This window comes from Streptomyces sp. NBC_01506 (genome assembly GCF_045040295.1).
Classification (GTDB): domain Bacteria; phylum Actinomycetota; class Actinomycetes; order Streptomycetales; family Streptomycetaceae; genus Streptomyces.
Genome location: NZ_CP109422.1, coordinates 2,413,718 through 2,437,867, shown reverse-complemented (window position 1 = coordinate 2,437,867; position 24,150 = coordinate 2,413,718). Strand labels below are relative to the sequence as shown.

Annotated in this window: 21 protein-coding genes, 3 pseudogenes and 1 riboswitch; of the genes and pseudogenes, 23 read left to right on the top strand and 1 reads right to left on the bottom strand. The window is 68.9% G+C overall.

What is annotated here, in order from left to right; genetic code table 11:
• Positions 1–12: 12 nt before the first annotated feature.
• The 16 genes and pseudogenes from lepB (OG329_RS10225) to OG329_RS10150 all read left to right on the top strand — a co-directional run bounded on the left by lepB (OG329_RS10225) (position 13) and on the right by OG329_RS10150 (position 15,516).
• On the top strand, positions 13–789 hold the full coding sequence (gene lepB / locus OG329_RS10225; RefSeq protein WP_405794282.1) for a signal peptidase I: 777 nt from the start codon (positions 13–15) through the stop codon (positions 787–789).
• On the top strand, positions 782–1,786 hold the full coding sequence (lepB, locus tag OG329_RS10220) for a signal peptidase I (protein WP_405794280.1): 1,005 nt from the start codon (positions 782–784) through the stop codon (positions 1,784–1,786). Before lepB (OG329_RS10225) ends, lepB (OG329_RS10220) begins: the two co-directional genes overlap by 8 nt.
• Complete coding sequence (gene lepB, locus OG329_RS10215; RefSeq protein ID WP_405801750.1) at positions 1,755–2,720, top strand: signal peptidase I; 966 nt, start codon at positions 1,755–1,757, stop codon at positions 2,718–2,720. The genes lepB (OG329_RS10220) and lepB (OG329_RS10215) overlap by 32 nt, the downstream gene beginning before the upstream one ends.
• Positions 2,721–2,780: 60 nt before the next feature.
• The gene (gene lepB, locus OG329_RS10210) at positions 2,781–3,548 is read left to right on the top strand and encodes a signal peptidase I (protein WP_405794279.1); all 768 of its coding nucleotides are present in this window, start codon (positions 2,781–2,783) and stop codon (positions 3,546–3,548) included.
• The gene (locus OG329_RS10205; protein WP_405794278.1) at positions 3,538–4,059 is read left to right on the top strand and encodes an NUDIX hydrolase; all 522 of its coding nucleotides are present in this window, start codon (positions 3,538–3,540) and stop codon (positions 4,057–4,059) included. The genes lepB (OG329_RS10210) and OG329_RS10205 overlap by 11 nt, the downstream gene beginning before the upstream one ends.
• A gap of 55 nt (positions 4,060–4,114) precedes the next feature.
• Positions 4,115–4,423 carry a DUF2469 domain-containing protein gene (locus tag OG329_RS10200; RefSeq protein WP_003965949.1) on the top strand — a complete coding sequence of 103 codons (309 nt, stop codon included), beginning with the start codon at positions 4,115–4,117 and terminating at the stop codon, positions 4,421–4,423.
• Between the two features lie 205 nt (positions 4,424–4,628).
• Entirely contained in the window at positions 4,629–4,991 is a 363-nt protein-coding gene (locus OG329_RS10195) for a YraN family protein (RefSeq protein ID WP_405794277.1), read from the top strand.
• A pseudogene (locus OG329_RS10190) lies at positions 4,991–6,100 on the top strand (YifB family Mg chelatase-like AAA ATPase); the annotation flags it as partial. The gene OG329_RS10195 and the pseudogene OG329_RS10190, both read left to right, overlap by 1 nt.
• A 43-nt stretch (positions 6,101–6,143) precedes the next feature.
• Complete coding sequence (locus OG329_RS10185) at positions 6,144–7,625, top strand: tyrosine-type recombinase/integrase (protein WP_405794276.1); 1,482 nt, start codon at positions 6,144–6,146, stop codon at positions 7,623–7,625.
• Positions 7,615–9,489: a hypothetical protein gene (locus tag OG329_RS10180; RefSeq protein ID WP_405794275.1), complete on the top strand. Its 1,875-nt coding sequence runs from the start codon at positions 7,615–7,617 to the stop codon at positions 9,487–9,489. Before OG329_RS10185 ends, OG329_RS10180 begins: the two co-directional genes overlap by 11 nt.
• Entirely contained in the window at positions 9,486–11,639 is a 2,154-nt protein-coding gene (locus OG329_RS10175; protein WP_405794273.1) for a hypothetical protein, read from the top strand. Before OG329_RS10180 ends, OG329_RS10175 begins: the two co-directional genes overlap by 4 nt.
• A 38-nt stretch (positions 11,640–11,677) precedes the next feature.
• The gene (locus OG329_RS10170; RefSeq protein ID WP_405794272.1) at positions 11,678–12,061 is read left to right on the top strand and encodes a hypothetical protein; all 384 of its coding nucleotides are present in this window, start codon (positions 11,678–11,680) and stop codon (positions 12,059–12,061) included.
• A gap of 40 nt (positions 12,062–12,101) precedes the next feature.
• A pseudogene (locus tag OG329_RS10165) lies at positions 12,102–12,611 on the top strand (ATP-binding protein); the annotation flags it as partial.
• A gap of 5 nt (positions 12,612–12,616) precedes the next feature.
• Entirely contained in the window at positions 12,617–13,786 is a 1,170-nt protein-coding gene (gene dprA / locus OG329_RS10160) for a DNA-processing protein DprA (RefSeq protein WP_405794271.1), read from the top strand.
• 247 nt (positions 13,787–14,033) lie between these two features.
• A complete protein-coding gene (gene whiG, locus OG329_RS10155; protein WP_405794269.1) occupies positions 14,034–14,882 on the top strand; it encodes an RNA polymerase sigma factor WhiG in 849 nt (282 codons plus the stop codon).
• Between the two features lie 73 nt (positions 14,883–14,955).
• Positions 14,956–15,516: a TetR/AcrR family transcriptional regulator gene (locus OG329_RS10150; RefSeq protein ID WP_405801749.1), complete on the top strand. Its 561-nt coding sequence runs from the start codon at positions 14,956–14,958 to the stop codon at positions 15,514–15,516.
• A 304-nt stretch (positions 15,517–15,820) separates the two neighbouring features.
• Here OG329_RS10150 and OG329_RS10145 read toward each other — a convergent pair.
• Positions 15,821–16,423 (bottom strand): annotated as a pseudogene (locus OG329_RS10145) (peptidoglycan DD-metalloendopeptidase family protein); the annotation flags it as partial.
• Between the two features lie 291 nt (positions 16,424–16,714).
• Here OG329_RS10145 and rpsB point away from each other — a divergent pair.
• The 7 genes from rpsB to OG329_RS10110 all read left to right on the top strand — a co-directional run bounded on the left by rpsB (position 16,715) and on the right by OG329_RS10110 (position 23,997).
• Entirely contained in the window at positions 16,715–17,674 is a 960-nt protein-coding gene (gene rpsB / locus OG329_RS10140) for a 30S ribosomal protein S2 (RefSeq protein WP_405794267.1), read from the top strand.
• An 86-nt stretch (positions 17,675–17,760) separates the two neighbouring features.
• Complete coding sequence (gene tsf, locus OG329_RS10135; protein WP_405794265.1) at positions 17,761–18,621, top strand: translation elongation factor Ts; 861 nt, start codon at positions 17,761–17,763, stop codon at positions 18,619–18,621.
• 198 nt (positions 18,622–18,819) lie between these two features.
• Positions 18,820–19,599 carry a UMP kinase gene (pyrH, locus tag OG329_RS10130; protein WP_405794263.1) on the top strand — a complete coding sequence of 260 codons (780 nt, stop codon included), beginning with the start codon at positions 18,820–18,822 and terminating at the stop codon, positions 19,597–19,599.
• A gap of 130 nt (positions 19,600–19,729) precedes the next feature.
• Positions 19,730–20,287 carry a ribosome recycling factor gene (frr, locus tag OG329_RS10125; RefSeq protein ID WP_078074826.1) on the top strand — a complete coding sequence of 186 codons (558 nt, stop codon included), beginning with the start codon at positions 19,730–19,732 and terminating at the stop codon, positions 20,285–20,287.
• Positions 20,287–21,357, top strand: a complete 1,071-nt coding sequence (locus OG329_RS10120) for a phosphatidate cytidylyltransferase (protein ID WP_405794261.1) — start codon at positions 20,287–20,289, stop codon at positions 21,355–21,357. Before frr ends, OG329_RS10120 begins: the two co-directional genes overlap by 1 nt.
• 175 nt (positions 21,358–21,532) lie before the next feature.
• Entirely contained in the window at positions 21,533–22,645 is a 1,113-nt protein-coding gene (rlmN, locus tag OG329_RS10115) for a 23S rRNA (adenine(2503)-C(2))-methyltransferase RlmN (RefSeq protein ID WP_405794259.1), read from the top strand.
• Between the two features lie 53 nt (positions 22,646–22,698).
• A riboswitch (TPP riboswitch) is annotated at positions 22,699–22,823 on the top strand.
• A gap of 79 nt (positions 22,824–22,902) precedes the next feature.
• Positions 22,903–23,997, top strand: a complete 1,095-nt coding sequence (locus OG329_RS10110; RefSeq protein WP_405794257.1) for a thiamine ABC transporter substrate binding subunit — start codon at positions 22,903–22,905, stop codon at positions 23,995–23,997.
• Positions 23,998–24,150 lie beyond the last annotated feature (153 nt).

The following is a 24,150-nucleotide window of genomic DNA, read 5'->3' as shown; positions in this document are numbered from 1 at the left end:
GCTCTGAGCCCGATGGACACCGAACCACAGCACTCTGAGCGCGACCCTTCTTCCCCACCCGCCACAGGGCAGGAAGAGGGGTCGCGCTCCGTGCGTACGCCAGGACTCCCGGAGTTTCTGCGAGCCCTGTCATGGCGCCGGACCGCGGTGCTTGGCCTGCTCGGCACGGCCTCTCTCCTGCTGTTCAGTGCTTTTGTCGTGCAGCCCTTCCTGATCCCCAGCGGTTCCATGGAGCCGGGTCTCCAGGTCGGGGACCGGGTGCTGGTCAACAAGTTGGCGTACCGTTTCGGTACCGAACCGCAGCGCGGTGATGTGGTCGTCTTCGACGGCACCGGGTCCTTCGTCCAGGAGCCGGCGGGGGAGAGCCCCCTCATCGGGCTCGTGCACGGGGCGGCGGCGGCCCTCGGTCTCGCCGAACCCGCCGAGACCGATTTCGTGAAGCGCGTGGTGGGCGTGGGGGGCGACCGGGTGGTCTGCTGCGACGAGGGGGGCAAGGTCGAGGTGAACGGCCGGGCGATCGACGAGCGGTACGTGTACTTCGGCGACGCGCCGTCCAGCGCGCCGTTCGACATCGTCGTACCCTCCGGAACCCTCTGGGTGATGGGCGACCACCGCAGCAACTCCCGCGACTCACGTGACCACTTGGGTGAGCCCGGCGGCGGCACGGTGCCCGTCGACAAGGTCATCGGGCGGGTGGACTGGATCGGCTGGCCACTGGGCCGCTGGACCTCGCTGGAGCCCACCGACGCCTTCGGGGACGTACGGGACCCGGACGGCGCCCATGGGTAACCGAGGCCGGCCCGGAGGCCACCGGTCCGACACCCGGCTGCCGACAGGCACCAGACCCACCACGGGGCGCGCCCTGCCGGGGCGCGCGGAGCGGCGCAGGCTCGCCCGCAAGGTGAAACGGCGCCGTCGCCGCTCCGCCATGACCGAGATCCCACTTCTGATCACCGTCGCGCTGCTGATCGCCCTCGTACTGAAGACGTTCCTCGTCCAGGCGTTCGTGATCCCCTCCGGCTCCATGGAGCAGACGATCCGGATCGACGACAGGGTGCTCGTGGACAAGCTGACGCCCTGGTTCGGCTCCCGCCCCGAGCGCGGCGACGTCGTCGTGTTCAAGGACCCCGGCGACTGGCTCCAGGAGGAGACCGTGGCGCCCGCGGACGATCCGGTGGTCGTCAAGCAGGTCAAGCAGGTCCTCACCTTCATCGGGCTGCTCCCGTCCGCCGACGAGCAGGATCTGATCAAGCGCGTCGTCGCCGTGGGTGGCGACACGGTGAAGTGCTGCGACAAGGACGGGCGCATCGTCGTCAACGGCGTATCGCTGACGGAGCCGTACTTGAATCCCGGCAACCCGCCGTCGAAGCTCGACTTCGAGGTGAAGGTGCCGACGGGGCGGATCTTCGTGATGGGCGACCACCGGTCCAACTCCGCCGACTCGCGCTTCCACCTGGACGAGGAGTTCAGCGGCACCGTCTCGGAGGACGAGGTCGTCGGACGCGCCGTCGTCATCGCCTGGCCGCTGGGCCACTGGCGGCGCCTGGAGGAGCCGGAGACGTACGCCTCCGTACCGGACGCGCGCGCCGCACCGACCACGGCGCTCGGCCCGTCGAATAGTGTGTCCTCTCAGGATCCGAACGGAATGATCCTGCTCCCGACCCCTGCGGAACTCCCGCTCGTTATGGGAGTAGTGGGCCTGCTCCGTCTCCGGAGCGGGCAGTTGCACGGAGTGAGGAGTGGATGTGGGGGATTTGGCCGTCGGCGCACGATCCGGACACGGTGAGCCCGAGGACAGGCCCGAGCAACTCGCCGAGCCTTCCGTCGGTTCTGCCGGTTCCGCCGCGGAGACCCCGTCCGCAGGCGTGTCCGCAGAGACGAAGGACCAGACGGTGGAGCGGCCGGACAGCGAGCCTGGCAGCGAGCCCGACGACGGGGCTTCGACCGTGCGGAAGCAGCGTTCCTTCTGGAAAGAGCTGCCTCTGCTGATCGGTATCGCGCTGTTGCTCGCGCTGCTGATCAAGACTTTCCTGGTGCAGGCGTTCTCGATCCCCTCGGACTCGATGCAGGACACACTGCAGCGTGGTGACCGGGTGCTCGTGGACAAGCTCACGCCGTGGTTCGGCGCCGAGCCCGAGCGCGGCGAGGTCGTGGTCTTCCACGACCCGGGCGGCTGGCTCGACAGCACGCAGGCGCCCGAGCCCAACGTGGCGCAGAAGTTCCTCAGCTTCATCGGCCTCATGCCGTCGTCCGAGGAGAAGGACCTCATCAAGAGGGTCATCGCGGTCGGCGGGGACACGGTGGAGTGCAAGAAGGGCGGCAGCGTCCAGGTCAACGGGAAGGCGCTCGACGAGAAGTCGTACATCTATCCCGGAAACACCGCCTGTGACGACGAGCCTTTCGGGCCGATCACGGTGCCCGACGGCCGGATCTGGGTGATGGGCGATCACCGGCAGAATTCGCTCGACTCCCGCTACCACCAGGAGCTGCCCGGTCACGGCACCGTCTCCACCGACGAGGTCGTCGGCCGCGCGATTGTCATCGCCTGGCCTCTCGACCGGCTGTCGACGCTTCCCGTGCCCGACACGTTCGACCAGCAGGGCCTCGACGCGGCGGCCGTCGCGACGGCGGGCGCTCCGGCCGTGCTCGGCGTCGCCGGCGCCCTGCCGCTGGTGTTCTGGCGCAGGCGAAGGCTGACCGGCGGCCGTACCGCCGGGTAGGGTGCCGTCCCAGATCGCCGATCCGGCGATGATCATTCTCCGGAGCGAGGGACGGCTGGGATGAGCGGGACAGGACGTACGAACGACGGCCACGGCCGCCTCGGCAGTGTGCTGTCGGGGCTGGCCGTGGCCGTCGGCTGTGTGCTCTTCCTCGGCGGGTTCGTCTGGGGTGCGGTGGAGTACGCGCCGTACACGGTGCCGACCGACTCGATGGATCCGACGGTGAAGGCCGGCGACCGGGTCCTGGCGCAGCGCATATCCGGCGATCAGGTGCGGCGTGGCGATGTCGTGGTCTTCAAGGACACGCAGTGGGGCGACATGCCGATGGTGAAGCGGGTCGTCGGCGTCGGGGGCGACAAGGTCGCCTGCTGCGACGACAAAGGGCGTCTGAGCGTCAACGGGAAGTCGATCGAGGAACCGTACGTGGAGCGAACGCAAGACGGGCTCGCGTCGACCACCGGCTTCGGGGCCACGGTCCCGAAGGGACAACTGTTCCTCCTCGGTGACGAGCGCAGCGGGTCGCTGGACTCGCGGGTCCACCTCCAGGAGCAGGGGCAGGGGTCGGTGCCTCTCTCGACGGTGACGGGGCGCATCGACGCCGTGGCGTGGCCGCCGGGGGGCCTGATCGATCGGCCCGACGCGTTCGCCTCGTTGCCCGGCGGGGTGTCGGAGCCGGGGCCGGTGACGTTGGTGCTGGGCTCCGTGGTCCTCGGGGCGCTGCTGATCCTGGGCGGCGCGGCGTACGGGCCGGTCGTACAGCGGCTGGGCCGGCGGCGTACGGGGCAGACGGAGCGGACCGACGGGGAGGTGCCGACCGTTGTCCGGTGACGCGTTGTCCAGTGGCGCGTTGTCCGGTGGCGCGCTGCGTAAGGTCTCACGGGTCGTACTGCTCGACCCCGACGACCGCATTCTGCTGATGCGCGGGTACGAGCCGGGCGACCCCGCGAACGACTGGTGGTTCACCCCCGGCGGCGGCCTGGAGGGCGCCGAGACGCGGCAGGACGCCGCGCTGCGCGAGCTGGCCGAGGAGACCGGCATCACGGAGGTCGAGCTGGGACCGGTTCTCTGGCGCCGTACCTGCTCCTTCCCGTTCGACGGACGGCGCTGGGACCAGGACGAGTGGTACTTCCTGGCACGTACGGCGCAGACCGAGACCACCGTCGAGGGGCTGACGGAGCTGGAGCGGCGCAGTGTCGCGGAGCTGAGGTGGTGGACCTCCGCCGAACTGTCGACGGCGCGTGAGACGGTGTATCCGACCAGGCTCGCCGGGCTGCTGCGCACGCTGCTCGACGAGGGTCCTCCGGGTGCACCGGTGGTTCTCGCCTCTGAAATCGTCTAGGGGCGCACGGGACCGGAGCACAATAGGGGGACGTACGGCTGAAGGGGAACATGCCATGAGCGCCGAGGACCTCGAGAAGTACGAGACCGAGATGGAGCTGAAGCTCTACCGGGAGTACCGCGATGTCGTCGGTCTTTTCAAATACGTGATCGAGACCGAGCGGCGCTTCTATCTCACCAACGACTACGAGATGCAGGTGCACTCGGTGCAGGGCGAGGTCTTCTTCGAGGTCTCGATGGCCGACGCGTGGGTCTGGGACATGTATCGGCCGGCCAGGTTCGTCAAGCAGGTGCGGGTCCTCACGTTCAAGGACGTGAACATCGAGGAGCTGAACAAGAGCGACCTTGAGCTGCCGGGCGGCTGACGGGGGGATGACGCGGTGGCGGGGGTGGCGGGGGTCTCTGACGCGTCGGAGGGCCGGGCTGGCCGGGGTTGCTGTGGCGGACGGGACCTGTGTGACCACCGGTGCGCTGGTGGGTGACGGAGTTATCCACAATCGGTGAGTTGTCCACCGCCGTCCGCACGTCTCTGGTCCTCGCCTCAGAGTCGGTGCCGGAGGTGGTGCCGACATGAACGCGACGGGGGCACTCGGGCGGTACGGCGAAGGGCTGGCCGCACGGCGGCTGGCGGCGGCCGGGATGACGGTGCTGGACCGCAACTGGCGGTGCGGCAGGACAGGCGAGATCGACATCGTGGCCCGCGACGGCGACGTGCTGGTCGTCTGTGAGGTGAAGACCCGCCGGGAAGGCTCCTTCGAGCATCCGATGGCGGCGGTGACACCGGTGAAGGCGGACCGGCTGAGGCGTCTCGCGGCCTGCTGGCTGGAGATGTGCGGCGGGCCACCCCCGGGCGGCGTGCGTATCGACCTGATCGGGGTGGTGCTGCCCAGACGCGGCGCTCCCGTGGTCGAGCACGCCCGAGGGGTGGCCTGATGGGATTCGCGCGAGCGTGTTCGGTGGCGCTGGTGGGCGTCGAGGGCGTGGTGGTGGAGGTCCAGGCGGATCTCGAACCGGGGGTGGCGGCCTTCACGCTGGTCGGGCTGCCCGACAAGAGCCTGGTGGAGAGCCGGGACAGGGTCAGGGCGGCCGTGGTGAACTCCGGCGCGGAATGGCCCCAGAAGAAGCTCACGGTGGGCCTCAGCCCCGCCTCCGTACCCAAGAGTGGCTCCGGTTTCGATCTAGCCGTGGCCGTCTCCGTACTCGGAGCGGCCGAGCGTATCGAACCGCGGGCCATCGCCGACCTGGTGCTGATCGGCGAGCTGGGGCTCGACGGCAGGGTCCGTCCGGTACGGGGCATCCTCCCGGCCGTTCTCGCGGCGGCCGAGGCCGGCTACCACCAGGTGGTCGTGCCGGAGCAGACCGCGGGCGAGGCGTCGCTGGTGCCGGGGGTGTCCGTGCTCGGCGTGAGGAGCCTGCGCCAGCTCATCGCCGTACTGACCGGTGAATCGGTGCCCGAGGAGCCGACGGTCACCGAGGAGGGGCGCCCCGATCCCATGCTCGCGGGCCTGATGGTGCCCGGCGCCGGGGTGGGGACCGGGCTGGCTCCCGGCCTCGGTCAGCAGGGCACGCACCGCCCGGACCTCGCCGACGTGGCGGGACAGCAAAGAGCCCGTACGGCCCTGGAAGTCGCCGCCGCGGGCGGACACCATCTGCTCCTGCACGGGCCGCCCGGCGCGGGCAAGACGATGTTGGCAGAGCGACTGCCCGCACTGCTGCCGGCACTGACGCGACAGGAGTCCGTCGAGGTCACAGCGGTGCACTCGGTCGCCGGAATCCTGCCGCCCGGCGAACCTCTCGTACGGACGGCGCCCTACTGCGCCCCGCATCACTCGGCGACGATGCAGTCCCTTGTCGGAGGCGGCAACGGACTGGCGAGACCGGGAGCGGTGTCCCTCGCGCACAAGGGAGTGCTCTTTCTGGACGAGGCGCCGGAGTTTTCCGGCAAGGCGCTCGACGCGCTGCGCCAGCCCCTCGAATCGGGACAGGTGGTCATCGCGCGAAGCGCCGGAGTCGTACGACTGCCAGCCCGCTTCCTGATGGTGCACCCTTATGCGGTTGTGAACTTGTCCGCGCTAGGTTCCGCGTATGAAGAGTGACTCCGGAATCTTGGGCTGGCGAGTGTTCTTCACACAGCGCCGGCTGGCTCGCCCCCGCACAGGCGGCGCGGATCTGCCGTCCTCCGCCGTGCTGGATCTGTGGCTGGACGAGCACGAGGTGATGGACGGTTCGCCGTACCTGATCGATCCCTTCGGACGTCCTGACGTCCGGATCGGCGACTACTTCAGGACTGAACTGTTCGATGCACCGCCTGGAACCCAGGAGGCGGCTGCCTACGACCTCAAGCGCTGGGTGAAGTTCCTCTGGGAGAACCGCAGCGAGAAGTCGTGGCGGGACGCGACCCCGGCGGATCGCCGTGGCTACAAGCAGTGGCGAACGGTCGATCCCCGCGGGCCGCAGGTGGAGTTGGTTACGTGGGACCGCGAGGTGTCTACGGTCAACCAGTTCTACATCTGGGCTATCGCGAACGACCACGTCCGGGTGAATCCGATCCAGCAGCGCGAGAGCCGCAGTCGTGAACCACGGCGTGGGCACCGGGAGGAAACGCCGGCAGAGGCCTCGCACGCGGGGTCACGCAACGACATCAAGTGGATGCCGGCGGCGGACTACCGCGAGTGGCGGGACGTGGGCCTGCGAGGCTTCTCAGCCGCTGGCCTGGAGGATCCTTCCTTCCGAGGTGGCTTCGCGTCCCGCAATGCCACCTACTCCGACACGATGATCAGGACTGGGCTGCGCCTGTCCGAGCAGACCTCCCTGTCGATCTTCGAGGTCCCGGACCTGCTGCCCGGCCTGCGAGTTCAGCGGTTCTGGCTGCCCGGCAGCATCGCCAAGAACGAGTCAGCACGGCACGTCTACCTCGCGGTCTCGGTGCTGCGCGACATCTGGGACTTCATCGAAGCGGAGCGCGCAGAGGCCATCGAGCACGCCAGGGCAGTCGGCACCTACGAACGAATGAACGATCCGCTCATCGTCAGTGACCGGACGCGACCGTTCGTCGTGGTTGATGGCGAACGGGTCCCGATGGCCCGGCTCGATGAGCACGAGCGTCTCCGGGTCCTCATCGACACCCCCGAAGGCCTGGAGCCGGCTGCACTCTGGCTCAACGAGGATGGCCTCCCCAGCCGCCCGTCGGCCTGGCAGGAGGTTTTCAAGACCGCGAACAAGAGGTGCGGGCGCCTCGGCGTGAGGCACCGTTGCCACCCGCACATGCTCCGACATTCCTTCGCTGTGATCACCCTGGAACAGCTGTTCCGCGGGCACATCCTGGAGCTGGCCGAGATGAACCACCTCCAGCGAGAGACCTACCAGCGTGTCTTTGGGGACCCGATGAACTGGGTCCGGATGCGACTAGGCCATGTCTCTGTGGTCACGACGCAGAAGTACCTGCACACCTTGAAGGAACTGGAGATGCAGACCCGGATGCTGCTGGTCCCCGGCACCTGGGAGCCGGTCGGCGTCCACCCCGAGGACCTCGACGAGGACGAGGTGGCCCGCGCCCATGCAGCTTGACATGAAGCTCCGGCCGGGACGCGGACAGGCGGCCGCTTCGCCCGAGGGACACTACGAGGCCGAGGCGCCCGTCGCCGAGACGGATGCCGGGCTGGTCATCCGCTTCCACGGCGAGGACGGCCGCAAGGATGTCTTCACCTTTGCCGGCCGACCTTGCCCGCAGCTACACACCGATCTGGCCGCAGCGTTCAGCCAGCGTGTCGGCCCGACAGGTCAGCGCCGGACCCTCGCCAGCGCCCGCGACCACTGGGGCATGCTGCTGAGGTTCCTGGAGTTCTTGGCCAAGCAGCCGAAGCAACTGTCAACTTTGAAGATGCTGCGGGCCACCCACCTGGACCGCTTCTGGCTGGACCGGCGTTCGACCGTGTCCGAGCACACGGCCGACGCCGAGCTCACCGAGCTGCGCGCGCTGCTGCGGGCGGTCCCCAGCGAATGCTTGAGACTGGACGTGGTCGAGGCCCTGGCCCGGCCAGTCCGCACAGGCAAGAGGGACGGCGGAGTGCCGGGCTACTCAGACGCCGAGTGGAAGGCCATCATGACGGCCGCCCGCAGCGACGCTGTTGCCATCCGACGCCGGATCGAGGACGGCGAACGGCTCCTGGCCGCCTTCCTGAAGGATCCGAAAGCGATTCCGGAGCCGGATCGGGCGGCAGCCTCTCTGCTCGCGGAGATCGCCCAGACGGGTCGCCCGCCGAAGGCATTGGACGCCGGGGGCCGCCCCGACCATGCAGGCAGGGTCGTGGCTGCCAGCCGACTGTTCTTGGTCGACCGGGACCTGACGCCGTTGATTGTGCTGGGCGTTGGTCTCAGCGAGCGGAACGGGGAGACGATCAAGGAACTGCCTGCTGAGCACCGGTTGTTGCAGGAGCGCGCGGTCGCGGTCAGGCTCACGAAGCGTCGCCGCGGCAAGTCCGCCACGTTCGAGGGTGTCCACTGGGACACGGGGGGCAACGCGAGCCGCCAGCTGCACACCTCCGGGGGCTTCTACCTGCTGGTGCACCAGCTCACGCGACGCAGCCGGCAGTTCAGTCACGCGGCTGGGCTGTGGTCTATCTGGGTCGTCGAGGAACTCGGCCCTGCCGACGTCAAGGCGGAAAAGGCGCTCACCGCCGGTCACATCGACGCGTTCGCCCGGCGTCTGGGCCGCGACCTGCACCTGAACCACTGGGGTCGCAGCCATAATCTGGTGGACGACAACGGGCAGCCGTTGGAGATCGACCTGGGGCGGTTGAAGACCGCCGCCGAGGTCCGCACCACTATGCGCGTCGGCGGTCACCTTCCCTCGGCGTCGCGGACCAACAGCTTCGACGTCTCGTTCGTGCACTACCTGCGCAACGACCCACGGATCCGCGAGTGGGCCGACCGCATCCTGACCGAGGCTCTGGAGCACGCGGAGGACAGCGCTCGCACCTTCACCGTCCGAGTCCTCGACGAGGTCGCCGAGCGCGAGGCGGAGGCGGCGCCCGAGGCGGCCGCGCACCGTCTCGGCACCACCCCGGAGAAAGTCCGGCAGGCCGTCAGCGGCGACCTCGACACACTCCTCGGGTCCTGCCTCGACTTCGAGCACGGACACTTCGACGATGGCGACACCTGCACCGCGTCGTTCTTGCTCTGCCTGCGCTGCCCCAACGTCTTGGTCACCCGGCGCCACCTGCCGATGCTGCTGGCCCTACGGGACTGGCTCCAAGGGCAGCTCGACACCCTCAGCGTCGACGACTGGGTCGCCCGCCATGCGGTGACCTGGCTCATCCTCACCCGGCTCGTCCTGCCGCGCTTCACCGATGCCCAGCTCGCGCAGGCCGAGCAGGACAAGCCCGCAGAACTGCCAGTCGACCTCCTCGACGGCCCCCGGGAGGCCCGATGACCATGCTCCAGACGGCAACTCGCCGAGGCCCGAGGATCGACCGGCCCAGGCCGAATTCCCTTGTCCTTGGCCGTCGCGAACTCCGGCCGGGCGTCAACCGGCGCACGACCTCACGGTTTGATGACGACATCTGGATCCTGTCGCCGGCCGTTCATCAGCGGCACCATCGCAACTTGATCTTGGACTTCACCACGCTCCCGGCGCAGTTCCGCGAGGTTGCGAAGCTCTTGTTCTTCCGGCTGCTGACAGGCCGCGTGTCAGAACTGCGGGTCACCACAATCCACACACACTTCGGCCAGGTCCGCTTCTTCCTGAAGTTCCTCGACCAGCAGGGCGTCCAGACGCTTCCCGTGGTGACGCCCGAGGACATCGCGGGCTTCCAATCCAAGGTCCGACGCAAGCGCATCAGCGATGAGCGGAAGAGCAGTTACATCCGCTCCGCAAGGCTGCTGCACCTTCCGCCTGGCGGCTCGGGACTGTTCACTACGGAACAGTGCCGGCTTCTTGTCGACCCCAGCCACGGCTGGACCCACAGGCTGGACGGGGAGACATCGAGCACCCGACGCCGACGCAAGAGCCGCCGCAGGGAGAACGCCACCGCGAGGATTCCCGAACAGGTGCTCTCACCACTGCTGGTTTGGGCCCTGCGCTGGACCGAGGTCTTCTCCCACGACTTGCTAGCACTCGCCGCGACGCGCAAGGACAACCTCATCCAGGAGACCGGCCCCCGGGCGAGGTCCCGGCGGAGCAGCGCGAAGGAACTGAGAGTCGCCGAGCGACTGAAGGCCGTGCTGGACGATTACCGACAGCAGGGGCGGGCCCTGCCGGGCTTCCGCGGAGCAGTCAACCTCAGCCATCTCGCCAGGGAGACGCTCGCGAGCCGACAGACCTTCAGCGAGAGCGCAGACCTCCGAGAAATGATCAAGGACGCGGCCGCGGACCTCGGCATCGATGACCGGACCTACCTCTTCACAACGAGATTCACGGCCCTCGAAGACGGCCGGCCTTGGCTCGACCGGATCGCCTACGACGATATCGAACGCACTTACCGACTCTTGCAATCCGCCTGCTACATCGTCATCGCCTATCTCTCCGGCATGCGGGACAGCGAGGTCAAACACCTGCGACGCGGCTGCCTGAAGGTCTGGCGAGACGAGCATGGCACCGTCGTCCGGCGCAAAATCACTAGCCTGGCCTTCAAGGGAGAGAACGACCCGAAGGGCGTCGAATCCGAGTGGATCGTCACCGAGCCGGTCGAGCGGGCCATCCGGGTCCTGGAACGGCTGCACCTGCCCCACCAGCCCTTCCTCTTCGCCACCCTGCCCACCTCCCGCTGGATCCAGCGCAAGCTGGCGGAGGGCGAGTCCATCGACCGGGTCACCGTGACCAGCCACACCAACGACAACCTGCAAGAGTTCGCACGCTGGATCACTGAGTACTGCCGCGGGCGAGGGCTCAACGAGGAGGTCCCACTGGTCAGCGGTCAGGAATGGAACCTCAGCACCAGCCAGTTCCGCCGCACCCTGGCCTGGTTCATCGCCCGCCGCCCCGGTGGTGTGATCGCCGGAGCGATCCAATACCGCCACCAGCGCGTTCAGATGTTCGAAGGTTATGCGGGATCCTCCGACTCGGGCTTCCGCGACGAGGTCGAGGCCGAGGAGGCGATCACCCGCGGCGAGAAGCTCCAAGACATCGTCACTCACGGCGATCACCACCGGCTTACAGGGCCTGCAGCTCAGGAAGCGGAGGACCGGCTGAACGCCTTCCTGCACCAGGTCTCCTTCAACGGCAAGGTGATCAACGACCCCAAGCGCCTGAGCAGGCACCTCAGTAAGCACGACCCCCACGTCTATCCGGGCGAGTTCGTCACCTGCGTGCACAACCGCGATCGAGCTCTATGTCACCGGCCCGGAACCCAGGACCAGCCCTCACTGCCCGACTGCCTCCCGTTGAAGTGCAGGAACGTCGCCCTGACGAAGGAGAACATCGACTCCTTCGTCGACTATCTCCAGCACATCGACCGCGCGCTGGCCAGGGACAGCGTCCTCGCGCCGTTCCTCCGGGAGCGACTGAAGAGGCGACGCAGGGAGATCGCAGAGTTCATCGCCGAGAACACCACGACCATTCCGAGCCCGCGGGTGAGCGCATGAACCGACCGCGACCCACCCAGCACGAAGTCCGTGACGCGATGGAGGTGATCCTGCGCGAGGCTCAGGAGAGCGGCCGGCGCCCCCTTCTGACTGCGGTCGAACGGAAGCTCGGTGTCACCCACGCAACCTTCTACCGGAACTACCCCGACGACATCGAGTGGTTCCGGGCCCAGATCCCAGAGGAACGGCCACCCCGAGAGGCAACGCCCGCGAGCGACGACGCGCTCGCGCGTCTCCGCCGCGAGAACGCCGACCTGCGCGCGCAAGTCCGCATCTATGCCGAGGCCAACCGGCAACTGGCCGAGGAGCACCGCCAGCTCACAGAGCAGCTTGAAGCAGCTACCAACATCACCAACCTAGGCGCCCACCGGGAGACCAACCGGCGCAATGCGGCCAACCCGACCGACGGAGGGAAGCCGTGAGGGGGGCGGACAACGGACAGAACTGAACGACCCTCATAATCTCGCCGCCAACCCGTGCCCCTGCGGGCGCCACACCCTGCACGGTGCCGGGTGCGAATGCCCGCCCTCCGTGATCCGCCGGTACCAGTCGCGTCTGTCGGGCCCCTTGCTCGACCGGGTCGATCTGCGGGTGGAGGTCCAGCCGGTGCACCGCGCCGATCTCATGGGAGAGGGTGGCAGAGGCGAATCGACGGCGACGGTCGCCGAGCGGATCGCGGAGGCCAGGCTACGGTCGGCGCAGCGGCTGGCGGGGACGCCCTGGACGGTCAACAGCGAAGTGCCCGGTCACGAACTGCGCACCCGGTGGCTCACCGCGCCCGGGGCGCTCGACGGCGCCGAACGGGACCTCGAACGGGGACTGCTCACCGCCCGCGGCCTGGACCGGGTCCTGCGAGTCGCGTGGACGATCGCGGACCTCGCCGGACGGGACCGGCCCGACGGCCGGGACGTGGGTCTGGCGCTGGAGCTGCGTACCGGTATCGCCCAGGGCGTCGGGGCCACGATCGGAGAGGTGTCATGACCACGGGGGTCGACGCCGACGAGCGACTGGCGCGGGCCGCCCTGACACGAGTGATCGAGCCCGGTGACGAGAACGGCGGGCGGTGGCTGCACAAGTACGGCGCCCGGGGGCTGATGGACCTGCTCACCTCCCCGGAAGGGACCGACGACGAGGCATTGGCAGCGGTCGGTCCACGCCGTATCAGCGGCCTCCGGGCACGCGCGCGTGCGGCGGTCCCCGAGCGCGACCTGTCGGTCGTCGCCGGGATCGGCGGCCGGTTCGTCTGTCCCGGCGACCAGGAGTGGCCGACCCAGCTCGACGACCTGGGCACCGGACGCCCCATCGGCCTGTGGGTGCGTGGCAGGCCCGACCTGAGGCTCTGGGCCCTGCGCTCCGTGGCCGTCGTGGGAGCCAGGGCCTGCACACCGTACGGGGCTCACATGGCGGGGAGCATCGCGTCGGGACTGGCGGAGCGGGGCTGGGTGGTGACCTCGGGCGCGGCGTACGGCGTCGACGGAGCCGCCCACCGGGGCGCACTCGCCTCCGACGGTGCGACCGTCGCCGTTCTCGCCTGCGGCGTCGACGTGGTCTATCCGCCCGGACACGCGGCACTGGTGCGCCGCATCGCCGAACAGGGCTTGGTTTTGGGGGAGTTGGCGCCCGGTGACCATCCGACTCGGAGCAGGTTCGTCCTACGTAACCGTGTGATCGCCGCGCTCACCAGGGGCACGGTCGTGGTGGAGGCCGAGTACCGCAGTGGCTCGCTGGTCACCGCCCGCAGCGCACAGCGGCTCGGGCGGTTCACCATGGGGGTGCCGGGCCCGGCGACGAGCGGCCTGTCCGCCGGGGTGCACGAACTGCTGCGCGGAGAGGGCGTGCTGGTCACGGACGCCGCCGAAGTGGTGGAACTGGTGGGGGACATGGGCGACCTCGCACCCGCCAGGCGCGGTCCCGTCCTGGCCAGGGACCTGCTCGATCCGCTCGGCAGACGGATCCTCGACGCGCTGCCCGCGCGTGGCGTCATCGGTGTGCGGGACATCGCGCGGGAGACCGCGACGACGGCCGACGAGGCTCTCGCCAAACTGTACGAACTTCACTCGCTCGGGTTCGTACAACGGCACGGTGAGGGCTGGCAGTTGACGCCGCGGACGACAAGCGACGTCGGTACGCGGCGAGCCGGTACTTGACCTGGGGCATTCGGGTGAAAAGGTGAGGCAGATGACCATCGCAGTTCTCACGACGGCGCGACAACGGCCGATACGCGCGGTGTCGGCGCCGAATCGCGTCATTCGGCGCGGGCCGATCGCTCCTGTCCGGACAGACGCTCCCCCCAGCTCCTCGCGTACCGCGACCGCGCTGTCACGCTACGCTCACCAGGAATCCGGCCCAGACGTACCTCCCCTCACTTCACGGCAGAACGGCTCAAGGCAACGCATGCCCCAGCACACCTCCGGGTCCGACCGCGTGGCGGCGCCGCCCCCGGCGCCCCCCGCGGCCCGCGGCGAAGTGCGACCCTCCGCTCCCTCGGCGCTCGACACCCTGTGGCGGTCGTACAAGTCCTCCGGTAACGAGCGGCTGCGTGAGCAGTTGATCCTGCACTACTCGCCGCTGGTGAAGTACGTCGCCGGCCGGGTGAGTGTAGGACTGCCGTCCAACGTCGAGCAGGCGGACTTCGTCTCCTCCGGGGTCTTCGGGCTGATTGACGCGATCGAGAAGTTCGACATCGAGCGGTCGATCAAGTTCGAGACCTACGCGATCACCCGCATCCGGGGCGCGATGATCGACGAACTGCGCGCGCTGGACTGGATCCCGCGCTCCGTACGTCAGAAGGCCAGGGCTGTCGAGCGTGCCTACGCCACCCTGGAGGCACAGTTGCGGCGTACCCCGTCGGAGATCGAGGTGGCCGCCGAGATGGGCATCGCCGTCGAGGAACTGCACGCCGTCTTCAGCCAGTTGTCGCTGGCGAACGTCGTGGCGCTCGAGGAGTTGCTGCATGTCGGCGGGGAGGGCGGTGACCGGCTCAGCCTGATGGACACGCTGGAGGACACGGCGGCCGACAACCCCGTCGAGGTCGCCGAGGACCGCGAGCTGCGCCGGCTCCTCGCGCGCGCCATCAACACCCTTCCCGAGCGCGAGAAGACCGTCGTCACGCTCTACTACTACGAGGGGCTCACGTTGGCGGAGATCGGCAACGTCCTCGGCGTCACCGAGAGCCGCGTCAGCCAGATCCATACGAAGTCCGTGCTCCAGCTCCGCGCGAAACTCGCCGACGCGGGACGCTGAATCGTCACTGCCCCGCCTGCGCGGGCGGTCTCCGCCGTAGAGTGGGTGCGTGCCCAGGATTCGAGCGGCCTCCGTGGCCGAGCACCGGACCATGCAGCGCGGCGCCCTGCTTGACGCCGCACGCTCCCTCCTGTCCGAAGGCGGCACGGAGGCGCTGACCTTCCCCGCCCTCGCCGAGCGCACCGGCCTCGCCAGGTCGTCGGTCTACGAGTACTTCCGCTCGCGCGCGGCCGTCGTCGAAGAGCTCTGCGCCGTCGACTTTCCTGTCTGGGCCGCCGAGATCGAATTCGCCATGGCGGAGGCGGCGACCCCCGAGAGCAAGATCGAAGCGTATGTGCGCCAGCAGTTGAGCCTCGTGGGCGACCGCCGCCACCGCGCGGTGGTCGCGATCTCCGCGAGCGAACTCGACGCGGGCGCCCGGGAGAAGATCCGGGCGGCGCACGGCGGGCTCATCGCGATGATCGTCGAAGCGCTTGCCGAACTGGGCCACGAGCAGCCGAGGCTGGCCGCGATGCTGCTCCAGGGTGTTGTGGACGCCGCCGTGCGGCGGATCGAGTTGGGCGCCGCCGAGGACCCCGTGGTGATCGCCGAGGCGGCGGTGTCCATGGTGCTCCAGGGCGTACGCGGTACCTGACGCCCGTACGACTCCGCTGCCGCACCCACGCCGCTGCCGCGAGCAGCACCGCCGCGTGCAAAGCGTCACCCGCCGCCGCGGCGGTCTCCTCCGCCATGATCGCCACATCGTCCGGAAGATCGTCCGGCACGAAGGGCGGCCGCGACTCGGTCGGACCGCTCGTGGGCGCCGGCTCGGGGATCCCGAAAACCGGCAACAGCCGTGCCGGGCCGCGGTCGAGCAGGGCGTCGGGAAGCAGGGACAGGGGGTCGAGATAGGTCTCGCCCCGCAGCAGCCCCCAGTGCAGACAGCCGCCCGCGCAGTGGAACGGGCCGGGGCCCAGGACAGCGACGACCTGGCCCGCCGTCACCTCGTCGCCCTCGGCGACAAGCGCCGTCACCGGTTCGTAGGTGGTGCGCAGAGGTGGCTGCCCGGTGCCGGTCAGCGTGATCGAGAGCACGCCGCGTCCGGCCACCATGCCGGTGAAGGACACCCGGCCGGGAGCGGCGGCGCGAACGGGAGTGCCCGCGGTGGCGGCGAGATCCACGCCCCGGTGGCCGGGACCGTACGGCGAGGCGGGCGGCTCCCACCCCCGCAGGACGGTCGGCCGCAGGCCCACCGGCCAGGCCCGGTCGCCGCTGACGCCGTCGGCACCGGTGCCCGTCCCGGCGCCCGCCGTGGTGTCGGGAACAGCGGCGGTGGCGCCGCCGGGACCGGGCGGGGGCGCCTCGGAGTCGGCACCGGTCTCCGTGCCCGCTTCCTCGTTGTCGGCGGCCCGCGCGTCGGACGAGGGGGCGAGCAGGACGGCTGCCACCACCCCCGCGAGCGCGGCGACGCCGGCGCGGAGGCACAGGGCGATGAACCGCCGCCGACCACGGCGGCGGGGCCGGGCGGAAGCGTGAATGAGTAGTTCGTCGACAGTGATCATGCCGTTCACGCTGCCGCAGTCGGCCGATTCAAGTGGATCATGCTCGGATTCTGTGGATAACCGGCCCGTTGTGCATATCTCCGTCACCCTCGCACTCCGTCGCCGGGCACTGTGCGGGTCCCGTACACTTCCTGTGGCGATCCGGGTCACCGGATCGACTTCGCACGCCCCGCCGCCGGCCTCTTCGCCGGTGTCCGCGCTTCTCGGTCCCTAGTGGCAAAGCGTTCCGGGGCGTCAGGCGCGTCCGCCGTCCGGCGGACGCGACAACCGAGTACCTCAAGGAGTACGGCCATGGCCGTCGTCACGATGCGGGAGCTGCTGGAAAGCGGCGTCCACTTCGGTCACCAGACCCGTCGTTGGAACCCGAAGATGAAGCGCTTCATCTTCACGGAGCGCAACGGCATCTACATCATCGACCTGCTCCAGTCGCTGTCGTACATCGACCGCGCCTACGAGTTCGTCAAGGAGACCGTCGCCCACGGCGGTTCCATCATGTTCGTCGGTACGAAGAAGCAGGCCCAGGAGGCCATCGCCGAGCAGGCGACGCGCGTTGGCATGCCGTATGTCAACCAGCGCTGGCTGGGCGGCATGCTCACCAACTTCTCCACCGTCTACAAGCGCCTTCAGCGTCTGAAGGAGCTTGAGCAGATCGACTTCGAGGACGTGGCCGCTTCGGGCCTCACCAAGAAGGAGCTCCTGGTCCTCTCCCGCGAGAAGGCCAAGCTGGAGAAGACCCTCGGTGGTATCCGCGAAATGCAGAAGGTGCCCAGCGCCGTCTGGATCGTCGACACCAAGAAGGAGCACATCGCCGTCGGTGAGGCGCGCAAGCTCCACATCCCGGTCGTCGCGATCCTCGACACCAACTGCGACCCCGACGAGGTCGACTACAAGATCCCGGGCAACGACGACGCGATCCGCTCCGTCACCCTGCTCACCCGCGTGATCGCCGACGCCGTCGCCGAGGGTCTCATCGCCCGCTCCGGCGCCGCCACCGGCGACTCCAAGCCGGGCGAGAAGGCCGCCGGCGAGCCCCTCGCCGAGTGGGAGCGTGACCTCCTCGAAGGCGACAAGAAGGCTGACGCGGAGAAGTCCGCCGACGCCGCCGAGGCTCCGGCCGACGTCCAGACCTCCGCCGAGACGGAGAAGGTCGCCGACGCCGAGCAGGCCGACGAGGCCGCCGCTCCGGCCGAGGCCCCCGCCGCCGAGGTCACCGAGGCCGAGGCCCCGGCCGCGGACGCCGACAAGGCCTGACCTCAAAGGTTCGGTTGCTGACGGCGGGGGCCAAGGCCTCCGCCGTCCACCCGTAGATCTTCGACTTCCGAGAGAGATTCACAGACATGGCGAACTACACCGCCGCTGACGTCAAGAAGCTCCGCGAGCTCACCGGCGCCGGCATGATGGACTGCAAGAAGGCTTTGGTCGAGGCCGACGGCGATGTCGACAAGGCCGTCGAGGTACTTCGCGTCAAGGGCCAGAAGGGCGTCGCCAAGCGCGAGAGCCGCAGTGCCGAGAACGGCGCCGTCGTCTCCCTCGTCTCCGACGACAACACCTCCGGTGTCCTGCTGGAGCTGAAGTGCGAGACGGACTTCGTCGCCAAGGGTGACAAGTTCCAGGCCGTCGCCAACGCGCTCGCCGCGCACGTGGCCGCGACCGGCCCCGCCGACATCGAGGCGCTGCGTGCCTCCGAGATCGAGCCCGGCAAGACCGTCCAGGCATTCGTCGACGAGGCCAACGCCAACCTCGGCGAGAAGATCGTCCTCGACCGCTTCGCCCAGTTCCAGGGCGACGGCAGCTACGTCGGCACGTACATGCACCGCACCATGCCCGACCTCCCGCCGCAGGTCGGTGTCCTGGTCGAGCTGGACAAGGGCAGTGCCGACGCCGCGACGGCGGCCACCGTCGCCAAGGACGTCGCCCAGCACATCGCCGCGTTCGCGCCGAAGTACCTCACCCGTGAGGAAGTTCCGGCCGACGTCGTCGAGAACGAGCGCCGCGTGGCCGAGGCGACCTCCCGCGAGGAGGGCAAGCCCGAGGCGGCGCTGCCCAAGATCGTCGAGGGTCGCGTCAACGGCTTCTTCAAGGAGGTCACCCTCCTCGACCAGCCGTTCGCCAAGGACAACAAGAAGTCCGTCAAGAAGGTCCTGGACGAGGCCGGTGTCACGCTGAAGCGCTTCGCGCGCATCCGCGTCGGCGCCTGACGGTCCGGACACCGTCCCGGGGCCGAGCACCCGGGACAGCGCAGTCGTACGCGATCGACGGTGGACCCCGCTAGGGTCTACTGCAGCCGCCGGCCGAACACGCGCCGGACGGCCGCAGATCTGACGAGGAGGCCATTGCCGCTAGGGACACAGACCCACCGGCAATGGCCTTCTTCGTATGTGCACGAGGAGACCCCCATGAGCAAGGGCGCGGACGCCACCCAGTCCACCGACGACAACAGTGACCCCGGCAAGAAGGCCGGGCGCTTCATGCTGAAACTGTCCGGTGAGGCGTTCGCCGGCGGGGGAGCGCTCGGCGTCGACCCCGACGTCGTACACGCCATCGCCCGCGAGATCGCCGCGGTCGTGCGGGACGGGGCGCAGATCGCCATCGTCATCGGCGGAGGCAACTTCTTCCGTGGCGCCGAACTCCAGCAGCGCGGCATGGACCGGGCCCGCTCCGACTACATGGGCATGCTCGGTACGGTCATGAACTGCCTGGCCCTCCAGGACTTCCTGGAGAAGGAAGGCATCGACTCGCGCGTCCAGACCGCCATCACCATGGGGCAGGTCGCGGAGCCGTACATCCCGCTGCGCGCCGTACGGCACCTGGAGAAGGGGCGCGTCGTCATCTTCGGCGCCGGTATGGGGATGCCGTACTTCTCCACCGACACCACCGCCGCCCAGCGCGCCCTGGAGATCGACGCCGAGGCGCTGTTGATGGGCAAGAACGGCGTGGACGGGGTGTACGACTCCGACCCCAAGACCAACCCCGACGCGGTGAAGTTCGACGCGCTGGAGTACGGCGAGGTGATCACCCGCAACCTCAAGGTCGCCGACGCCACGGCGGTCACTCTCTGCCGGGACAACGCGCTGCCGATCCTTGTCTTCGAACTCCTCACGGAGGGCAATATCGCGCGCGCCGTCAAGGGTGAGAAGATCGGCACGCTCGTGAGCGACCAGGGCACCCGGGCCTGAACTCGGGCTGCCCCGCACGGGGATGGACAAAGCCCTGCCGGTCGGACACCGTGCAGGAAAGAAGACGCGACGCAGGTTCCGACGGCCCTGTAAGCACACCGGGCCCACTCAAGACACGCAGGAGCAAGTGGTGATCGAAGAGACCCTCCTCGAAGCAGAGGAGAAGATGGAGAAGGCCGTCCTGGTCGCCAAGGAGGACTTCGCCGCGATCCGCACCGGTCGTGCGCACCCGGCGATGTTCAACAAGATCGTGGCGGACTACTACGGTGCGCTGACCCCGATCAACCAACTGGCCTCGTTCTCGGTGCCCGAGCCGCGCATGGCCGTGGTGACCCCGTTCGACAAGAGCGCGCTGCGCAACATCGAACAGGCCATTCGCGACTCCGACCTCGGAGTGAACCCGAGCAACGACGGAAACATCATCCGGGTGGTGTTCCCCGAGCTCACGCAGGACCGCCGCAAGGAGTACATCAAGGTCGCCAAGACCAAGGCGGAGGACTCGAAGATCTCGATCCGCTCCGTACGCCGCAAGGCCAAGGAGACGATCGACAAGCTGATCAAGGACGGCGAGGTCGGCGAGGACGAGGGCCGCCGCGCCGAGAAAGAGCTCGACGACACCACGGCGAAGTACGTCGCCCAGGTCGACGAGCTGCTCAAGCACAAGGAAGCCGAGCTGCTCGAGGTCTGATGAACGACTCTTCCTGGGGGGCCCCGCCGACTGCCGGCTACTGGGGACCGCCTGACCAGGGGGCTGCCCCGGCGGGTCCCGCATACGATGAGCTTGACGCACAGCAGACTCGGCCCATGCCCATCGTGCCCGACGTACCCGCGAGCGGCGGGGCCCAGGATGACGATCGGGGGGCTGCTCGGCCGGGCGGCCCTCTGTTCCGTGACGAAACGCCGCAGGAGCCCATGTCCGCCCCTCCGCCACCCCCGCCGAAGAAGCGGGCGGGCCGCGACCTCCGCGCGGCCATAGGGGTGGGTGTGGGCCTCGGGGCGGTGATCGTGGCGTCCCTCTTCATCGTGAAGGCCGTCTTCATCGGCGTCATAGTGGCCGCCGTCGTCGTCGGGCTGTGGGAGCTGACCTCCCGGCTCGACGAGAAGAAGGGCATCAAGGCGCCCCTCGTCCCGCTCGCTGTCGGTGGCGCCGCGATGGTCGTCGCCGGCTACGTACGGGGCGCGGAAGGCGCCTGGGTCGCGACCGCGCTCACCGCCCTCGCGGTGCTCGCCTGGCGTATGACGGAGCCGCCCGAGGGTTATCTCAAGGACGTGACGGCGGGCGTCTTCGCGGCGTTCTACGTGCCTTTCCTGGCGACGTTCGTCGCGATGATGCTCACGGCCGACGACGGCGCGCAGCGGGTGCTCACCTTCCTGGTGCTGACCATCGTCAGCGACACCGGTGCGTACGCGATCGGCTGGCGCTTCGGCAGCCACAAGCTGGCACCGCGCATCAGCCCCGGCAAGACCCGTGAGGGTCTGTTCGGAGCTGTGGGATTCGCCATGGTGGCGGGGGCTCTGTGCATGCAGTTCCTCATCGACGACGGCACCTGGTGGCAGGGCCTGTTGCTCGGCCTCGCCGTGGCGGTCAGTGCCACGCTGGGTGACCTGGGCGAGTCGATGATCAAGCGGGACCTCGGGATCAAGGACATGGGCACGCTGCTGCCCGGTCACGGCGGCATCATGGACCGCCTCGACTCGCTCCTGCCGACCGCCCCTGTGGTGTGGCTGCTGCTGGTGGTGTTCGTCGGCTCGGGCTGACCCGTATCCGCACCGGTTACTCTGGTAAGGCCCGCCGTCCTGGACGGCGGGCCTTACTGCGCTCCGCGGTCGCGGGGCCCGTCACATGAGGTCTCCTGGCACCGGCAGTGTGCCCACGTTGCTCCCGCGGTCGGCGGGAAACACCGGCCTCGTCGTACCGAGGAGAAAACAGCTCATGGCTCCGCCCAATCCCGGAGAACTGACCTTCGTCGCGCCCCGCGGCGCCAAGAAGCCGCCGAGGCACCTCGCCGACCTCACGCCGCAGGAGCGGCGCGAGGCCGTGGTGGCGCTCGGCGAGAAGCAGTTCCGTGCCAAGCAGCTTTCGCAGCACTACTTCGCGCGGTTCGCGCACGACCCCGCCGAGTGGACGGACATCCCCGCCGCCGCGCGCGAGAAGCTCGCCACGGAGCTGCTGCCCGACCTGATGTCCGTGGTCCGGCACATCTCGTGCGACGACGACACCACCCGTAAGACGCTGTGGCGGCTGCACGACGGCACGCTTGTCGAGTCCGTCCTGATGCGCTATCCGGACCGCGTCACCATGTGTATCTCCTCACAGGCAGGCTGCGGGATGAACTGCCCGTTCTGCGCCACGGGGCAGGCGGGTCTCGACCGGAACCTGTCCACGGCTGAGATCGTGCACCAGATCGTGGACGGCATGCGCGCGCTGCGCGACGGTGAGGTCCCCGGCGGCCCCGCCCGGCTGTCCAACATCGTCTTCATGGGCATGGGTGAACCGCTCGCCAACTACCGGCGCGTCGTGGGGTCGATCCGCAGGCTGACCGACCCCGAGCCGGACGGCCTCGGACTCTCGCAGCGCGGCATCACCGTCTCGACGGTGGGCCTGGTGCCCGCGATGCTGCGATTCGCCGACGAGGGCTTCAAGTGCCGCCTCGCCGTCTCGCTTCACGCGCCGGACGACGAGCTGCGCGACACCCTCGTGCCGGTCAACACCCGTTGGAAGGTGCGGGAGGTGCTGGACGCCGCCTGGGAGTACGCGGAGAAGTCGGGCCGCCGGATCTCCATCGAGTACGCCATGATCCGCGACATCAACGACCAGGCGTGGCGGGGCGATCTGCTGGGCCGGCTGCTCAAGGGGAAGCGGGTGCACGTCAATCTGATCCCGCTCAACCCCACCCCCGGGTCCAAGTGGACGGCATCCCGCCCCGAGGACGAGAAGGCGTTCGTCGAGGCGATCGCCTCCCACGGAGTGCCGGTGACGGTGCGTGACACCCGAGGTCAGGAGATCGACGGGGCGTGCGGTCAGTTGGCGGCGACGGAGCGCTGAGCGCGGCGAGGGGCCCCGACGGGGCCCATGTACGCTGGGTTCGAACGAATTACATATTCCGACAGGGGAGCGCCACAGCGCTGAGAGTGCGGCAGAGGATCGACAAGAGCCTCACGGTCGCAGACCCTCTGAACCTTGCCCAGGTCATTCTGGGTAGGAAGTTCGGTCATCACTCAAGCTGTTGCGCCCTGCCCTGCTCCGGTCCGCCGGTGCGGGGCGGGGCCGCGTCTTCTCCTGGACATCCCAGGAGGAATTCAGTGCGTACCACGAAGAAAATGGCGGCCAGTGGCCTCGCTATCGCGCTCGGCGTCTGCGCGCTGGCCGCGTGCGGCGGCGGGTCCGGCGACTCCACGTCGTCGGACGGCGCGAAGTCCAAGAGCGTGACGCTCGTCGCCCATGACTCGTTCGCCGCCTCGGACTCCGTATTGAAGGCGTTCACCGAACAGACCGGCTACACCGTCAAGGTGCTGAAGAGCGGCGAGGCGGGCGAGGCGCTCAACAAGGAGATCCTCACCAAGGGTTCGCCTCAGGGGGACGTCTTCTTCGGCGTCGACAACACCCTGCTCTCCCGCGCCCTCGACAACGGCCTGTTCACGCCGTACGAGGCGAAGGGCCTCGACCAGGTCCGCGCCGACGTTCGGCTCGACGACGCCAAGCACCGTGTCACCCCCGTCGACACCGGCGACGTCTGCGTCAACTACGACAAGAAGTACTTCGCCGACAAGAAGCTGGCGCCGCCGGAGACCTTCGCCGACCTGACGAAGCCCGCCTACAAGGACCTGCTCGTTGTCGAGAACGCCGAGCAGTCCTCACCGGGTCTCGGTTTCCTCCTCGGCACCGTCGCGGCGTACGGGGACGACGGCTGGCAGGGCTACTGGAAGCAGCTCAAGGCCAACGGCGTCCAGGTCGTGGACAGTTGGGAGCAGGCTTACAACGAGGACTTCTCCGGCTCGGCGGGCGGCAAGAAGGCCAAGGCGGAGCGCCCGCTCGTCGTCTCGTACGCGTCGAGCCCGCCGGTGGAGGTCCTGTACGCCGACCCGCAGCCCAAACAGGCGCCGACCGGCGTCGCCGCGGGCACCTGCTTCCGGCAGATCGAGTTCGCCGGCCTGCTCCAGGGCGCGAAGAACGAGGCGGGTGGCAAAGCCCTGCTGGACTTCCTGGTGAGCAAGACGTTCCAGGAGGACATGCCGCTCAACATGTTCGTGAATCCGGTCCTCGACGGTGCGAAACTGCCCACCCTCTTCACCGACCACGGTGCGGTGGTCGACAAACCGGAGACCGTGGCCCCGGAGAAGATCGCCAAGCACCGTGACGAGTGGATCCAGTCGTGGTCCTCACTCGTCGTCAAGTAGGCGCGAAGGCCGCCCGGGATGGCGGCGGGAGCACGCGTACGCAGGCGGGGCCGGTCGTCCGGGAACCGGGCCTCGGGGACCGAGGACGGGGCCGGGGCGCGGTACGCGCGGTGCGTGCCGAAGGGCGCCGTGGGGGCGCCGTACGGCTCTGCC

Bases quoted from the DNA above. Each gene is read 5' to 3' on its own strand.
- lepB (WP_405794282.1), top strand. From the start codon at position 13: ATGGACACCGAACCACAGCACTCTGAGCGCGACCCTTCTTCCCCACCC.
- lepB (WP_405794280.1), top strand. From the start codon at position 782: ATGGGTAACCGAGGCCGGCCCGGAGGCCACCGGTCCGACACCCGGCTG.
- lepB (WP_405794279.1), top strand. From the start codon at position 2,781: ATGAGCGGGACAGGACGTACGAACGACGGCCACGGCCGCCTCGGCAGT.
- OG329_RS10200 (WP_003965949.1), top strand. From the start codon at position 4,115: ATGAGCGCCGAGGACCTCGAGAAGTACGAGACCGAGATGGAGCTGAAG.
- OG329_RS10195 (WP_405794277.1), top strand. From the start codon at position 4,629: ATGAACGCGACGGGGGCACTCGGGCGGTACGGCGAAGGGCTGGCCGCA.
- OG329_RS10185 (WP_405794276.1), top strand. From the start codon at position 6,144: ATGAAGAGTGACTCCGGAATCTTGGGCTGGCGAGTGTTCTTCACACAG.
- OG329_RS10180 (WP_405794275.1), top strand. From the start codon at position 7,615: ATGCAGCTTGACATGAAGCTCCGGCCGGGACGCGGACAGGCGGCCGCT.
- OG329_RS10175 (WP_405794273.1), top strand. From the start codon at position 9,486: ATGACCATGCTCCAGACGGCAACTCGCCGAGGCCCGAGGATCGACCGG.
- OG329_RS10170 (WP_405794272.1), top strand. From the start codon at position 11,678: ATGGAGGTGATCCTGCGCGAGGCTCAGGAGAGCGGCCGGCGCCCCCTT.
- dprA (WP_405794271.1), top strand. From the start codon at position 12,617: ATGACCACGGGGGTCGACGCCGACGAGCGACTGGCGCGGGCCGCCCTG.
- whiG (WP_405794269.1), top strand. From the start codon at position 14,034: ATGCCCCAGCACACCTCCGGGTCCGACCGCGTGGCGGCGCCGCCCCCG.
- rpsB (WP_405794267.1), top strand. From the start codon at position 16,715: ATGGCCGTCGTCACGATGCGGGAGCTGCTGGAAAGCGGCGTCCACTTC.
- tsf (WP_405794265.1), top strand. From the start codon at position 17,761: ATGGCGAACTACACCGCCGCTGACGTCAAGAAGCTCCGCGAGCTCACC.
- pyrH (WP_405794263.1), top strand. From the start codon at position 18,820: ATGAGCAAGGGCGCGGACGCCACCCAGTCCACCGACGACAACAGTGAC.
- OG329_RS10120 (WP_405794261.1), top strand. From the start codon at position 20,287: ATGAACGACTCTTCCTGGGGGGCCCCGCCGACTGCCGGCTACTGGGGA.
- rlmN (WP_405794259.1), top strand. From the start codon at position 21,533: ATGGCTCCGCCCAATCCCGGAGAACTGACCTTCGTCGCGCCCCGCGGC.